Annotated in this window: 13 protein-coding genes; all 13 read right to left on the minus strand. The window is 40.4% G+C overall.

Features of this window, described 5'->3' with window-relative positions:
• Positions 1-6: 6 nt before the first annotated feature.
• Positions 7-1,128 carry a transcription termination factor NusA gene (gene nusA, locus NSU19_RS11095; RefSeq protein WP_063386701.1) on the minus strand — a complete coding sequence of 374 codons (1,122 nt, stop codon included), beginning with the start codon at positions 1,126-1,128 and terminating at the stop codon, positions 7-9.
• Positions 1,129-1,151: 23 nt separating this feature from the next.
• Positions 1,152-1,628 carry a ribosome maturation factor RimP gene (gene rimP, locus NSU19_RS11100; protein WP_063386700.1) on the minus strand — a complete coding sequence of 159 codons (477 nt, stop codon included), beginning with the start codon at positions 1,626-1,628 and terminating at the stop codon, positions 1,152-1,154.
• 173 nt (positions 1,629-1,801) lie between these two features.
• Positions 1,802-6,127, minus strand: a complete 4,326-nt coding sequence (locus NSU19_RS11105; protein WP_339196519.1) for a PolC-type DNA polymerase III — start codon at positions 6,125-6,127, stop codon at positions 1,802-1,804.
• Positions 6,128-6,245: 118 nt separating this feature from the next.
• The gene (locus tag NSU19_RS11110) at positions 6,246-7,946 is read right to left on the minus strand and encodes a proline--tRNA ligase (RefSeq protein WP_339196522.1); all 1,701 of its coding nucleotides are present in this window, start codon (positions 7,944-7,946) and stop codon (positions 6,246-6,248) included.
• A 35-nt stretch (positions 7,947-7,981) separates the two neighbouring features.
• The gene (gene rseP, locus NSU19_RS11115) at positions 7,982-9,241 is read right to left on the minus strand and encodes an RIP metalloprotease RseP (protein WP_063386697.1); all 1,260 of its coding nucleotides are present in this window, start codon (positions 9,239-9,241) and stop codon (positions 7,982-7,984) included.
• Between the two features lie 14 nt (positions 9,242-9,255).
• On the minus strand, positions 9,256-10,404 hold the full coding sequence (gene dxr / locus NSU19_RS11120; protein WP_339196524.1) for a 1-deoxy-D-xylulose-5-phosphate reductoisomerase: 1,149 nt from the start codon (positions 10,402-10,404) through the stop codon (positions 9,256-9,258).
• Positions 10,401-11,213 (minus strand): phosphatidate cytidylyltransferase, encoded by an 813-nt coding sequence (locus NSU19_RS11125; protein WP_063386695.1) that lies wholly within the window; start codon positions 11,211-11,213, stop codon positions 10,401-10,403. Before NSU19_RS11125 ends, dxr begins: the two co-directional genes overlap by 4 nt.
• Positions 11,214-11,227: 14 nt before the next feature.
• Entirely contained in the window at positions 11,228-12,001 is a 774-nt protein-coding gene (locus NSU19_RS11130) for an isoprenyl transferase (protein ID WP_063386694.1), read from the minus strand.
• A 117-nt stretch (positions 12,002-12,118) separates the two neighbouring features.
• Positions 12,119-12,676, minus strand: coding sequence for a ribosome recycling factor (gene frr / locus NSU19_RS11135; RefSeq protein WP_063386693.1), 558 nt, complete (start codon positions 12,674-12,676; stop codon positions 12,119-12,121).
• A gap of 2 nt (positions 12,677-12,678) precedes the next feature.
• The gene (pyrH, locus tag NSU19_RS11140) at positions 12,679-13,401 is read right to left on the minus strand and encodes a UMP kinase (protein WP_063386692.1); all 723 of its coding nucleotides are present in this window, start codon (positions 13,399-13,401) and stop codon (positions 12,679-12,681) included.
• Positions 13,402-13,510: 109 nt separating this feature from the next.
• A complete protein-coding gene (gene tsf / locus NSU19_RS11145) occupies positions 13,511-14,392 on the minus strand; it encodes a translation elongation factor Ts (RefSeq protein ID WP_063386691.1) in 882 nt (293 codons plus the stop codon).
• Positions 14,393-14,468: 76 nt separating this feature from the next.
• Positions 14,469-15,170 (minus strand): 30S ribosomal protein S2, encoded by a 702-nt coding sequence (rpsB, locus tag NSU19_RS11150; RefSeq protein ID WP_063386690.1) that lies wholly within the window; start codon positions 15,168-15,170, stop codon positions 14,469-14,471.
• A gap of 149 nt (positions 15,171-15,319) precedes the next feature.
• A complete protein-coding gene (locus NSU19_RS11155) occupies positions 15,320-15,799 on the minus strand; it encodes a hypothetical protein (protein WP_066246479.1) in 480 nt (159 codons plus the stop codon).
• Positions 15,800-15,819 lie beyond the last annotated feature (20 nt).

Here is a 15,819-nt window from a genome sequence, read left to right on the forward strand (position 1 = left end):
CCACCTCTATTCGTCTTGTTCTTCTCCGTGTTCATCATCCGTATTGTCAAATTGGAATAAACTATCATGCTCTTCGCGAGGATAGATGTTCAGCTCTCTCGCTTCCGATTCGCTTTTAATATCAATTTTCCATCCGGTTAATTTGGCAGCGAGGCGAGCGTTTTGCCCTCTTTTGCCAATCGCAAGGGATAATTGATAATCAGGAACGATGACGGTTGTAGCTTTTTCCTCTTCATCGACAATAACGTCCAAAACTTTTGAAGGACTTAAAGCATTTGCAACAAATTCAACAGGATTTTTAGACCAGCGAACGATATCAATTTTTTCGCCATTCAACTCGTTTACAATTGCTTGAACACGCTGGCCTTTTGGTCCAACGCATGATCCGACCGGGTCAACTTCCGGATTGTCGGAATGAACCGAAATCTTTGATCTGTCACCTGCCTCCCGGGCGACTGATTTAATTTCCACTGTCCCGTCATATATTTCCGGAACCTCCAATTCGAATAAACGCTTCAACAGCCCCGGGTGTGTTCTGGAAACAAAAATTTGTGGTCCTTTTGTTGTTTTTTCTACTTTTGTAATGAATACTTTAATTCGGTCATGAGGTTCGTATTTTTCATTCGGCATCTGTTCCGATTGTGGGAGGAGAGCCTCTATTTTCCCTAGACTTACGTATATATATTTGGGATCAGTTCTTTGGACGATTCCGGTCATGATATCTTCTTCACGATCAATAAATTCCGAATAAATGACTCCTCTTTCGGCTTCACGAACTCGCTGCGTAACGACTTGTTTCGCAGTTTGTGCAGCTATTCGTCCAAATTCTTTCGGTGTCACTTCAATTTCAACGACATCGCCGATTTCATATTGGGGATTGATGTTCATCGCATCATGGATGGAAATTTCCAAACGGGGATCCGTTACTTCTTCCACCACTTCTTTTCTCGCAAACACCTGCATCGTACCTGTTTCGCGATTAATATCGACACGCACGTTTTGCGCTTGGTTAAAGTTGCGTTTGTATGCAGAAATGAGGGCAGCTTCAATCGCATCTATAATGACATCTTTACTAATGCCTTTTTCTTTTTCTAATACTGTCAAGGCATCTAAAAGTTGGCTGTTCATAAAATGATGTTCCTCCTCATCACTTAAATATTAAATGAAACGGCAAGTCTAGCTTTTGCAATTTTTCCCCAAGGAATTTCCACTTGTTTAGTTTTTGTTTTCACTCTTATTTCGAGTGTGGCAATCTCGCCGTCAAAATCCGTTAAAACCCCTTCAAAATGTTTTTCCCCGTTGATCGGCTCGTAAGTTTTGAGTGCGACATTTTTCCCGACAGCCTTTTCAAAATCGGCCTTTGTTTTTAAAGGGCGTTCAGCGCCTGGAGAAGATACCTCCAAGAAATAGTTGTGAGGAATCGGATCGATTTCATCCAGCTTTTCGCTCAAACGTTCGCTTACCATACCACACTCTTCAATATCGACACCATCTTCAGAATCAATAAAAAGCCGTAAATACCAATTTTTTCCCTCTTTTACATATTCAATATCTACTAGTTCCAGCTGCAAATTTTCAAGAATTGGCGATGCTAGTTCTTTGACGAGATCTGTTATAGATTGGCTCATATTTTCCTCCTTAATTTCAGCGTTTCAGAAAGGGACATCTATTTAATCGTCATAAAAAACTAGTTCCAATAGGAAAGAGTGGGTTTTTTCCCCACTCTTTCGTTAGGCTTTTTTTAGCATTTCCATAAATGAATATAACATAACCTTTTCAGGTTTGCAAATTGAATCGCAAATCAGAAAAGGGAGAGCTGATTTTGCTCAGGCAGCGATGCCAAACAGCCATGATTTTCAAGATATTCCATAATCGTTTTTGAAATTTTTGTCCGCTCCTGCAGATCCTCTTTGGATAAAAATTCTCCTTCTTCTCTCGCTTTGACAATATTGATGGCCGCGTTCGTACCAAGCCCTGGTATCGAATTAAACGGTGGTATCAGGCTGTCGCCGTCAATAATGAATTCTTTGGCTTGAGAGCGGTATAAATCTACTTTTTGGAATGAAAATCCACGCTCCGTCATTTCAAGTGCCATCTCCAATACGGTCAGCAAGCTCTTCTCTTTTGGAGAAGCATCGAGCCCTTTTGCACTGATCTCTTCAATTTTCGCTCTGATTGCGGTGCTACCTTTGATCATCGTTTCGATGTCAAAATCGTCCGCTCTGACTGTAAAATAAGTTGCATAGAATAGCAGAGGAAAATGCACTTTAAAATATGCAATCCGCACAGCCATTAATACATAAGCTGTCGCGTGAGCTTTTGGAAACATATATTTGATTTTTTTGCAAGATTCAATATACCAGTCTGGAACGCCGTTCTTTTTCATCTCTTCTTCCCATTCGGGAATCAAGCCTTTTCCTTTCCGAACCGACTCCATAATTTTAAAGGCTAACGACGGCTCCAATCCTTGATAGATTAAATAAACCATAATATCGTCGCGGCAGCCAATGACCTCACTTAATGTACATGTGCCGCTTTGAATCAGTTCTTGTGCGTTTCCTAGCCAAACATCTGTCCCATGGGACAATCCTGATATTTGGACAAGCTCTGAAAATGTCGTCGGTCTTGTTTCCTCCAACATTTGGCGGACAAATCGCGTGCCGAACTCTGGAATCCCTAGAGTGCCCGTTTTACAGCCAATCTGCTCCTCTGTCACGCCAAGTGATTCGGTTGAGGAAAAGATTTTCATTACTTCCGGATCATCTGTTGGAATGGTCTTCGGATCGATTCCGCTTAAATCTTGAAGCATTCTGATGACCGTCGGATCATCGTGCCCTAGTATATCAAGCTTTAATAAGTTATCGTGAATGGAGTGGAAATCAAAATGTGTCGTTTTCCAATCAGCGCTTGTATCATCTGCCGGATATTGAATTGGAGTAAAATCATATATATCCATATAATCGGGAACAACGATGATTCCTCCGGGATGCTGTCCTGTCGTCCGCTTGACCCCCGTACATCCTTTCACAAGCCGATCGACTTCTGCACTGCGGAAATGCAGATTATGATCGTTCATGTAGCCGCGGACAAATCCGAAAGCTGTCTTTTCGGCAACGGTGCCAATTGTTCCTGCACGGTACACTTTATCTTCACCAAACAGCACTTTCGTATAATTGTGTGCTCTCGGCTGATATTCACCTGAAAAATTCAAATCAATATCAGGCACCTTGTCTCCTTTAAATCCTAGAAACGTTTCAAACGGTATGTCATGCCCGTCCTTTTTATATGGTGCTCCGCATTGAGGACAATTTTTATCAGGAAGATCGTATCCGGATCCTACAGAGCCGTCATTGAAAAATTCGGAATGCTTGCATTTTGGACAAACGTAATGAGGCGGAAGAGGGTTCACCTCAGTAATTTCCGTCATCGTGGCAACAAAGGATGAGCCGACTGATCCCCTTGAACCGACCAAGTACCCGTCATCCAAAGATTTTTTTACTAGTTTGTGAGATATCAAATAAATGACGGCAAATCCGTGGCCGATAATGCTTTTCAACTCTTTTTCAAGCCTTGCTTGAACGATTTCCGGCAATGGGTCTCCGTATATTTCTTTGGCACGATTGTAGCTCATTTCCCGAATTTCTTCTTCGGCACCGTCTATTTTCGGTGTATACAGATCATCTTTAATCGGTTTTACATCACCTATGAGAGAGGCGATGTACTGGCTGTTTGTCACAACAATTTCTTTCGCTTTTTCATCGCCTAAAAAACGAAAAGCATCCAGCATTTCATTTGTTGTACGGAAATGCACATCAGGCAATGTATGGCGGTTTAAAGGATTCGCTCCCCCTTGCGAAGAAATTAAGATTTTCCGGTAAATTTTATCTTCCTTGTTTAAATAATGGACATTGCCTGTTGCCACAACCGGAATCGACAGCTTTTCCCCTAGTTTGACTATGTTTGCAATGATTTCTTTGATCGCTTGTTCATTTCGAACCTGCTCCGTCTCAATTAGAGGGTAATATACTTCCGGCGGATGCACTTCGAGAAAATCATAAAATGAAGCCATCTCTTCAACTTCTTCTGGACCTTTTTGCATCATTGCTTCGAAAATTTCTCCCTTGTCGCAGCCTGAACCAATTAAAATGCCTTCCCTATGCTTTAACAATACAGAACGGGGAATGCGCGGAACGCGATAAAAATATTGTACATGGGAAAGAGATACAAGCTTAAATAAATTTTTCAGCCCTGTTTCATTTTGCACAAGAAGCGTCGCGTGAAACGGTCTTGCCCGCTCATACGCTTTTGAATCCCCAGTCCGCTCATTCAGCTCATCATGATAAAGAATTCCTCGTTCATTTACCTCTTGCAGCAATTTTACAAGCAAATAGCCGGTTGCTTCCGCATCATAAATGGCTCTATGATGCTGTACAAGCTCTATATCAAACTTTTTGCACAATGTATTCAGGCGGTGGTTTTTTAAATTAGGATATAAATATCTTGCAAGTTCAAGAGTATCAATGACAGGGTTGTCCGCCTTTTTAACCTGCAAATATTTTTTGTAGCCTGCATTAATAAAGCCCATGTCAAAGCTTGCATTGTGGGCAACTAAAATGCTGTCGGCAGCCCATTCTTTAAATTTGTACAATACTTCATCGACGTCGGGAGCATTTTGAACCATATCATCGGTAATTCCCGTCAGTTCTATCGTTGTTGCTGAAAGCGGATGGTGAGGGTTGGCAAACGATTCAAATCGGTCGATAATTTCCCCGTTTTTTATTTTCACCGCTGCAAGTTCAATGATCGTGTCGTATACAGCCGAAAGCCCTGTTGTTTCAACGTCAAACACAACAAAGGTATCTTCGCTTAAAAGTCTGTGCGATTCGTTATAAGCAATCGGTACACCGTCATCAACAATATTGGCTTCAAGACCGTAAATCATTTTAACGCCAAACTTTTTGCTTGCAGCATATGCCTCTGGAAAAGATTGGACAACTGCGTGATCTGTCAATGCAATCGCTTCATGGCCCCACATTTTAGCTTGTTCAACAAGATCTGTGATCGATGTGACGGCATCCATTTGGCTCATCTGCGAATGAAGGTGCAATTCCACCCTTTTCTCTCCTTCAGGTGCGGTATCGAGCCGTTTTTTCGGGTTGATTTCATTAATGTCATTAGCAATCATGACAAGATCACGAACAAATGTATCGTTTTGAATGCTTCCGCGAACTTTCAGCCACATTCCTTTTTTGATCGATGCAAGCAATGCATTATCTTCTTTATCGCGGCCGAACATTTTGACTAAAATGGAATTGGTATAATCGGTAATTTTAAACGTGCATAACGTTCTTCCGCTTTTTAATTCCTTTGTTTCCGCCTCAAAAACATATCCTTGAATGACGACTCTCCGCTCTTCATCAAAAATGTTATCAAGAGTGCGAATTTCTTCGTCATCTTTTATTTTGTATCCGATAATAAGAGGACCTTCCTGCTTTTTAGACTCCTGAGTTTGATTTTCCTTTCCATTTTGCTTCATTTCCATCATTGCTTGTAAAATCCGCTCTTCGTCTTCTTTTTGCTTCTGCTCCAAAAATTTTTCCCATTCTTCGTTAGATGCATCGATCACCGTGTCGATAGTCAGCTTTGGAAAGCCGTACTTCTCGTACGCCTGCTGGATGATGGGGCCGTATTTTTTCTTGATCGTTTCATTTTCCGTCTCATTTCTCGTGCGAATCATTAATTTTTGCTTTTCCAGCTTCGGCATTTGTTCTTTTAACAGTGATAATATCGGCGGAGAAACCCCCTCCATTTCTTGGAGGCAAAACTCCCAGTAGTCTTGAACGAGCTGTTCATCATATTCTTGTTTCACAGTTGTAATGTGAAACGTAACATTGGCTAAATGAGAAAATGTTTTGTTCAATCTTCTATCAAACAATTGCAGGATACGAAATGGAAGAATGTTTTCAAGCCGAAAAGAGAAATCCCATAATTTAGATTTTTTATGAACTGTTAATTTTAAGATCGCTCCGTTTTGGAAATAAGGGTAGATTTGATCATCCGTCATTTCAAGCTGTTTCAGCAAAATCTGAAACCGTTCTTTTTGCTGCTGCAAGTCTTTATCATCCATTGGTTTCCCCTCTTTCCCAAAAAGTTAATAGGGGGCTTGACCCGTTTGACAAATTATCATAAAGGCAAGACCCCCTACTCTTTACCTATGCCAGCTTCATCTGCGGCATCCAGCTTCATTAGCGGAGAAGTTTGGCAAGCTGCTCTTTTAGCTGATCAACAGAAACTTCTATACTATTTCCGCTTTTTCTTTCTTTCACTTCTACAATCCCTTCACCAGCTCTTTTTCCGATCGTTATTCTGACAGGAATGCCAATTAAATCACTGTCAGCAAATTTCACACCCGGCCGTTCAGCACGATCATCATAAAGGACTTCGTATCCTTTCGCCTGCAAATCGTGATAAATTTGCTCTGCAACCTTGACTTGTTCTTCGTTTTTCATATTAACCGGAATAAGGTGGACTTCAAACGGAGCTAATTTATTAGGCCAAATAATTCCATTTTCATCATGAAATTGCTCGACCACCGCAGACAGTAAGCGTGAAACACCGATACCATAGCATCCCATGATGATAGGGTTTGTTTTTCCCTTTTCATCTAAAAATTCTGCCTTCATCGCTTCACTGTATCTTGTGCCAAGCTTAAAGACGTGGCCGACTTCAATGCCTTTCGCGAACTTGATCCGTCCCTTTCCGTCCGGGGAAGGGTCCCCTTCCTGAATAAATCTTATATCTTCATACTTGGTAACGGTAAAATCCCGATCAGGGTTTACTCCGATATAGTGCAAATCGTTTTCATTTGCCCCGCATATTCCATTTACGACTGCCTGAACTGCATAATCTGCGACAATTTCCACTTTGTCGGATGCGCCGATCGGTCCTAAAAATCCGGGTGAAACTCCCATTACCTGCTCTGTTTCTTCAGCTGAAGCAAGTTCAACAACTGATGCCTGATAAAGGTTTTTAAGTTTCACGTCATTGACCTCATGATCACCGCGGACAAGAACAAGAACGAACTTTTCATCTACTTTAAATAAAACGGATTTTATTAATTTTTCCTTCGGAACTTGGAAAAACTGCGCCACTTCTTCAATGGATTTTTTGTTTGGCGTTTCTTTTTTTTCAAGCTCCATGAGCGGTTCGTCAACCTTTTCATAAGATGCAACTACCGGAGCCATTTCAATATTTGCTGCATAATCGGACGAATCAGAATATGCGATCGTATCTTCTCCGATTTCCGAAAGCACCATAAATTCATGAGTATCTTTACCGCCCATTGCTCCCGAATCAGCGATGACTGCGCGAAAGTTCAACCCACATCGAGTAAAGATGCGTCTGTATGCTTCTCGAACCTGTTCGTACACTTCATCTAAGCTTTCCTGTGTAGCATGAAAAGAGTAAGCATCTTTCATAATGAACTCTCGTCCCCGCAAAAGACCGAACCGCGGACGCTTTTCATCCCGGAACTTCGTTTGAATTTGATAAAGGGTGAGCGGCAGACGTTTATAAGATTTGATCTCATCTTTTACCAAACTTGTTATAACTTCTTCATGAGTCGGACCTAAAGCAAAATCACGTTCATGACGGTCTTTCAATCTCATTAATTCTGATCCGTATGAATACCAGCGGCCAGACTCCTGCCAAAGTTCTGCTTGCTGCAAAGCCGGCATCAGCAGCTCCACCGCTCCGATCCGGTTCATTTCCTCTCTGATAATATTTTCAATTTTGGTTAACACTCTATGAGCAAGAGGCAGATACGAATAAACACCGCTAGCTGTCTGCCGAATGTATCCGGCACGCAACAGCAGCTGGTGGCTTTTAACTTCCGCATCTGCTGGATTTTCTCTCATTGTGGGTATAAATGACTGACTCTGTTTCATTTAAAGCACCTCGAATTTGATTTCTATATTATTTTTTAAAGGAAAAACTTTTGGATGTCATTCCATGTCACAACGAGCATTAACAGCATTAGAAGTGCAAATCCGATAAAGTGGACGATCCCTTCTTTTTGTCGATCAATCGGTTTTCCCCGGACCGCTTCAATGGCAAAAAACAATAAGCGTCCTCCATCTAGAGCTGGAATTGGAAGCAAGTTCATAATGCCAAGGTTAATGCTTAAGAGAGCCGTCCAGCTTAATAGGCTTGTCAAGCCTGTTTCTGCAACTTTTCCTGTCATATCATATATGCCGACAGGTCCAGAGAGCATATCAATTGAAAATTGTCCGGTTATCAGCTTCCCAACCGCAAATATTATTTCTTTCGACCATGTATAGGTCTCAACTAAGCCATATTTCAAAGAACCGAAAAATGTTTTTTCAACCGGGGAATAAACTCCTATTTGGCCGATCGTTTTGTTTTCGGATTTCACAGAATCCGGCGTTACCGTCATTTCCAATTCTTCTCCGGAACGTTCAATTGAAAAAAGAAGCTCATTCTCCGGATTTGCTCTGATCATTTCAACGACATCTTTCCACGAATTCATCGGCGTCCCTTCTATTTCTTTTACAACATCGCCTTCCCGTAATCCTGCTTGTTCAGCCGCGCTGTCAGGGACGATTTCTCCTAAAACCGGTTCGTTCACGGGCACTCCTTGGCTTAGACCGAGGTAAAACAAAACTAAAAACCCTAATAGAAAATTCATAAAAGGTCCGGCAGCAATGGCGAGCGTTCTTTGAACGAGCGTTTTTGAAGCAAATTGCCTGTTATAAGGTGCAATTTGAATTTCTTCACCGTCAACTACATAAAAGGATGTTTCGCTTACTTCAAACCTTTTTAGACCGCTGTCTTCTCCATCTTCATAGCCTGTGATAAACATTCCATGTTCCAAATCTGCTTGTTCAACTTCAATCACTTTTGCATTAGGATACTTTTCTTTTCTGTTTAAAATAATTTTTTCAACTTGTCCTTTCTGATTAAACAATAGTCCAACCTGATAGCCAGGTTTGACCTCAATCATCTCCGGGTCTTCCCCCGCCATGCGCACGAAGCCGCCGATAGGCAAAAGCCTGATCGTATAGACCGTTTCTTTTCGTTTAAACGACAAAATTTTCGGCCCGAAGCCGATTGCAAATTCACGGCATAAAATGCCTGCCCTTTTCGCCATAACTAAGTGCCCTAATTCGTGGAAAAACACCAATACGCCAAAAATAACGACAAATGCGATCACCGTGTTCACTTATTTAACCACCTCTAATTAATTAAAGATTGAACAAACTGTCTTGTCCTTCCATCCGCTTCTTGTATATCCTCCAAGGTCGGATTGAAAAGCGGAGCATGTTCTTCTAATGCCCTTTCTACAAGTTCTTCTATCTTTAAAAACGGAATTTTATCTTCCAAAAAAGCATTGACTGCCACTTCGTTCGCTGCGTTTAAAACAGCAGGCATTGTACCTCCTATTTTACCCGAATCAAAAGCAAATTTTAAGCAACGGTATCGATCAAAATCAATTTTTTCAAAATGAAGCTGTCCATATTTTGTTAAATCCAATCTTTCGCTTTCATAAGAAGGAATTCTATTTGGATATGTAAGCGCATATTGAATCGGTATTTTCATATCAGGAGTTCCAAGCTGCGCTATGATGCTGCCATCATGAAATTCGACCATCGAGTGAATGACGCTTTCTTTATGCAGCAGCACATCAATTTGGTCGTATGAAACAGAAAACAGCCAATGTGCTTCAATGACTTCAAGCCCTTTGTTCATCATCGTCGCAGAATCGATCGTTATTTTTGCGCCCATTGACCAGTTCGGATGGTTTAACGCTTCCTTAACTGTAACATGCTTTAATTCATTTCGCGATTTATCCCGAAAGCTTCCTCCTGAAGCCGTTAAAATAAGCCGTTCGACGCTTTCCTTTTTTTCCCCGTTCAAGCATTGGAAAATCGCGGAATGTTCACTGTCCACAGGAAGAATTTGCACATTGTGTTTTCGAGCATAGTCGGTCACAATTTGTCCAGCTGTAACAAGTGTTTCCTTATTCGCTAAAGCGACCGTTTTTTTCGCTTCGATCGCTTTTAGTGTTGGAATAAGCCCGACGCTCCCAATGACCGCATTCACTACTATTTCGCCTTTATGATAAACAGCCGTTTCACACAGCCCGTCATGTCCGTATGTAAGCTGACAGTTAGAAGGGATGTTCAAACGAATTTGATCATAAATTTCACGATTTTTGACAGCAACAAGCTCTGGTTTAAATTCATGAACAGCCTTCAATCCAAGTTCGATATTTTCTCCAAATGACATCGCAACTAGCCTGAATGAATCCGGATTTGCTCGAATCACATCGAGAGTTTGCTGCCCAATAGATCCTGTCGCACCCAGCAAAATAATTTTTTTCACATTGTCACCCCTTGTCTACTGATCAATTGGATGAAGAAATATAAAATCGGCATAATAAAAATCAAGCTGTCAAAACGGTCAAGAACTCCCCCGTGGCCTGGAAAAATCGTTCCGGAATCCTTTGTGCCGTAATGGCGTTTAAAAGCGGACTGTACTAAATCCCCCATTTGTCCAACAATAGAAACAATGACGGACACAAAAACGGTTTGAACATATGTCGGTAAAAAATTTGCAAAATAGTGGAAAATTAATCCAACCAAAATTGCCGAGAAAATCCCTCCGAAAAATCCTTCGACTGTTTTATTAGGGCTGATTTCAGCTGATAGTTTTTTCTTTCCGAAGGCTCGGCCGATAAAGTAAGCGCCTGAATCAGTCGCCCAAATCGTTAGCAGAGCAAACAAAAGCTTGTCTAGACCTAACACTCTCATTTCAATAAAAAAATAAAATCCGACTCCCACATATATGATCGCAATGAGCGCAAATCCAACGTCATCAAAAGAAAATTGATTTTTTGAAAACACTGTATAGATCAATAACAGGATCGCGCCAAAAAAAAGAAAGCCAGTTTTACTTATATGTATTTGATGAAGCAAATCAATATAACGGTTTGGGAAAATTAAAATCCATAAAAGGATAAAGCTGAACAAAACTGGAAATGAAAATAAATGAAATCGTTTCATTCTAAATAATTCAAACAATCCAACTGATGCGAGCACATAAATAGCAATTGTCAGCGGAAGTCCGCCAATAATGACAATTGGTACAAATAAGGCTAAAGCACAAATTGCTGTAATAATTCGTGTTTTCATTTTTTTAGCTCCTTCTATACGCCGCCGAATCTGCGGATTCTCTGCTGATATTCGCGGATTGCCTCCAAAAAATGGTGTTCATTAAAATCCGGCCAGAGCACATCCGTAAACCAAAATTCAGTATAAGCCAGCTGCCAGAGCATAAAGTTGCTTAGCCGAATTTCTCCGCTTGTCCGAATTAACAGGTCAGGATCTTTGAGCTTTTTCGTCATTAAATAGTTGGAAAACAATTGTTCATCTATGTCATCTATATGTAGTTTTCCATCTTCGCGGTCTCTTAATATTTTTTTTACTGCTTCAACAATTTCTGTTCTGCTGCCATAGTTCAACGCAAAATTTAAAATCAGCCCGGTGTTTTGCTTCGTTTCATTCACAGCTTTCTTCACAGCATTTACCGTATAATCGGGGAGCATAGATTGATCGCCGATAACCCGAACTTGCACGTTTTCCTGTATTAATTCCGGCAAAAAAGTCGATAAAAATTCGACCGGAAGGCGCATTAAATAATTAACCTCATCTTTTGGCCTTTTCCAATTTTCTGTTGAAAACGCATATAAGGTCAAAACTTTGATGCCGATATCGCTCGCTAATTTCGTAATTTTTTTAACTACTTTCATTCCTTCCCGATGGCCGGCCATCCTAGGCAGCGATCTTTTTTTCGCCCATCTTCCGTTTCCGTCCATGATGATGGCCACATGTTCCGGTATTTCATTTACTAAAATGTTTTCTTTCGCCACCAAGTTTTTGGAACCTTTGCTGCTCTTTTTTTTATAAGGAAAATTAAACATAAGAATCCTCCACCGAGAATAATATGACATTAAAAAATGTAGCAAATCCTCTTGAAAAAAAAACCCCCTGTGAGAAAAGAGGGTTTTTAGCACATTTCTATTGTACATTCATTTTGTTTAAACTTCCATGATTTCTTTTTCTTTTTCTTTTGTTGCGGAATCAATTTTTTTAATGTATTCGTCCGTCAGTTTTTGTACATCATCTTGAAAACCGCGCAGTTCATCTTCTGTAATGTCGCCCGCTTTTTCTAATTTTTTTAATTCATCATTTGCGTCTCTGCGAATGTTTCGCACAGCGACTTTTGCATCCTCTGAATATTTGCGAACTACTTTTGTCAGTTCTTTTCTTCGCTCTTCCGTCAATGGAGGAATGGCAATGCGGATAACGGATCCGTCCGATGTCGGCGTTAATCCAAGATCAGATTTTAAAATTGCTTTTTCAACCTCACCGATTGTCGATTTGTCATAAGGTTGAACAACAAGCAAACGTGCTTCTGGCGTGGAAATCGATGCCAATTGATTTACAGGAGTTGGAACTCCGTAATAGTCGACCTGAATTTTATCAAGCAAAGACGCGTTTGCCCGGCCTGCACGAACACCTGCTAATTCACGTTTGAAAGCTGATAAAGCTTTTTCCATTTTTTCTTTCGCTTGTGAAAGAACTTGTTTAGACATGTTTATTTCCCCCTTACAATTGTTCCAATATTTTCTCCTAAAACAGCACGTTTAATGTTGCCTTCTTCCATAATCGAGAAAACAATTAAAGGAATATTATTGTCCATGCATAATGAAGAAGCTGTTGAATCCATGACAGCCAACCCGTCTTTTAATAAATCTAAATAAGATAACTCATCATATTTTACCGCTGAGGCATCCTTTTTTGGATCTGCGCTATATACACCATCTACATTATTTTTCGCCATTAAAATGACATCTGCTTCGATTTCAGCGGCTCTTAACGCAGCCGTTGTGTCTGTTGAGAAATAAGGATTTCCTGTTCCTGCTGCGAAAATGACTACTCTTTTCTTCTCCAAATGGCGAATGGCTTTTCTTCTTATGTACGGTTCTGCGACTTGTCGCATTTCAATTGAAGTTTGCACTCGGGTAGGAATGCCGAGTCCTTCCAAACTATCTTGTAAAGCTAAAGAATTCATAACAGTCGCCAGCATTCCCATATAGTCTGCTGTTGCCCGATCCATCCCCATCTCGCTGCCGATTTTGCCTCTCCAAATGTTTCCGCCGCCAACAACTACTGCGACTTCTACACCCATTTCAGCAATTTCCTTTACTTGTCTGGCAATTGACTGTATGACGGAAGGATTAATTCCAAAGCCTTGAGCTCCAGCAAGCGCCTCTCCACTTAATTTCAGCACGATACGATGATATTTTGGCGTACTCATATTAACCTCCAAGCTATTTCTTGACGCTATATATAGAAAAGTTGAAACAAAGGGTTTTCAAAAAGAGGGAACACTCGCTTGTGTTCCCTTCTTAACATTTTCATGACTTTTATTTCTTAATTTGATTCATAACTTCTTCAGCAAAATTTTCTTGACGCTTTTCAATTCCTTCTCCAACTTCATAGCGAACAAACGCTTTTACGTTTGCGTTTTGTGCTTTGACGAAATCGCGTACTTTTTGATCAGGATTTTTTACAAAATTTTGCTCTAAAAGGCAAATTTCCTCAAAAAATTTGCCGAGGCGGCCTTCAACCATTTTTTCTACAATGTTTGCAGGTTTTCCTTCTTGAAGAGCTTGTTTTTTAAGAACTTCGCGTTCGTGCTCCACTTCAGCCTGAGGAACATCTTCACGAGAAATATAACGCGGATTAACCGCTGCGATATGCATTGCTACATCTTTTGCAGCAGATTCATCATTTGTGCCTTCAAGCACCGTTAATACTGCAATGCGTCCGCCCATGTGCAAGTAAGCGCCGAAGACATCTTGATCATTTTTCTCGACAACTTCAAAACGGCGTAATGTAATGTTTTCGCCAATTTTAGCAATAGCAGCATGGATGTATTCTTCCACTGTTGAACCGTTTTCCATTTTGGAAGCCAATGCGTCTTTTAAATCAGCTGGTTTGCTTGCCAGCAAGTGTTTAGCCAAATCTTCAATTAATTGTTTAAAAGAATCATTTTTTGCAACGAAGTCTGTTTCGGAATTCACTTCCAAAATAACAGCTGTATTGCCGTCAGTTTTGATTAATGTCAAGCCTTCTGCAGCGATTCGGTCAGCTTTTTTCGCAGCTTTCGCTATGCCTTTTTCACGAAGATAATCTATTGCTTTGTCCATATCACCATTTGTTTCAGTCAATGCCTTTTTGCAGTCCATCATGCCTGCACCGGTTTTTTCCCGAAGCTCTTTTACCATTTGAGCAGTAATTGCCATAAAAGTTCCTCCTTCAATTCGTATGCTTAAAAAAGGTGATAAAAGGCTAAAATCCCCTCTTATCACCTTTTGTCATTTAGGCAGTTGTAGTTTCTTCGCCTTGTTTGCCTTCTAAAACAGCATCTGCTATTTTGGAAGTTAACAATTTGACGGCGCGGATTGCATCATCATTTGCAGGGATTACATAATCGATCTCATCCGGATCGCAGTTTGTGTCAACGATGCCGATAATCGGAATATTTAATTTGCGAGCTTCCGATACAGCGATGCGCTCTTTGCGAGGATCGATAATATAAACAGCATCAGGCAGCTGTTTCATTTCCTTAATGCCACCTAAAAATTTCTCAAGGCGTTCCAATTCTTTTTTCAAACGAACTACTTCTTTTTTCGGCAATACATCAAATGTGCCGTCTTCTTGCATTTTTTCAATTTCTTTTAAACGAGCAATTCGTTTTTGAATTGTAGCAAAGTTCGTTAATGTTCCTCCCAGCCAGCGCTGATTGACGTAAAACATTCCTGCACGTTCTGCTTCTTCTTTAACAGATTCCTGCGCCTGCTTCTTCGTACCAACGAATAAAATGTTGCCTCCATTTGCAGCTAACTCTCTTGCAAATTGATACGCTTCCTCAACTTTTTTTACTGTTTTTTGAAGGTCAATGATGTAAATTCCGTTCCGTTCAGTGAAAATATAGCGTTTCATTTTCGGATTCCAACGGCGTGTTTGATGACCGAAATGAACACCAGCTTCTAATAATTGTTTCATTGAAATAACTGACATTTTCATTCCTCCTAATGGTTTTTCATCCTCCGCCCGCTTCATTTTTAAGCATGACTGCACAAAACAGCACCGATGCTTAAATCAACAGACGTGTGTATTAGCACCAAAAACAAATATAACATATGGAAGTTTGGCAATCAAGAAAGAATTCAATCGTTTTGTTGAAATTTCATGACGAGTTCAATTTCTGTTTTGCCGACATGTAATGTTTGTGCGATTTCGTCTATAGTATATCCTTTCTCTAATAATTGGAATACTTGTTTATGCAAATTTTTTCTTTTATCTTTAGGCTCTTCTATAAGCTCTGCATCCTTGTCGATAGGCTCTACATCCGCGCTCGTGTCTTTCTGGATTGTGCTCACTTCCACCTTGTCTTCCAGCTGCGTAACTAATTTTTCGAGATCAAAAGAACCGGGCTTGGCGCTGTTTTGCTCGAGCTGTTCAAGAAATTGTTTGTTTTCTTCTTTTAATTCCAATAAAAACATCGCGAGCGAATCTTCTGCTTCTTTTAATAATTGTTCCTGCTTTTCTTCTATTTTTTTTACATTTTGATAGCGAGTATAAAGGAGAATGATAAAGTAAAACGAAACGATGTGCAAAACAAAGCTCAGTAAAAGAAATACCGCCATGTTTCAACCTCATTTAATTG

It is taken from the genome of Aeribacillus sp. FSL k6-2211 (genome assembly GCF_037966125.1).
In the GTDB taxonomy this organism is placed as follows: domain Bacteria; phylum Bacillota; class Bacilli; order Bacillales; family Aeribacillaceae; genus Aeribacillus; species Aeribacillus composti.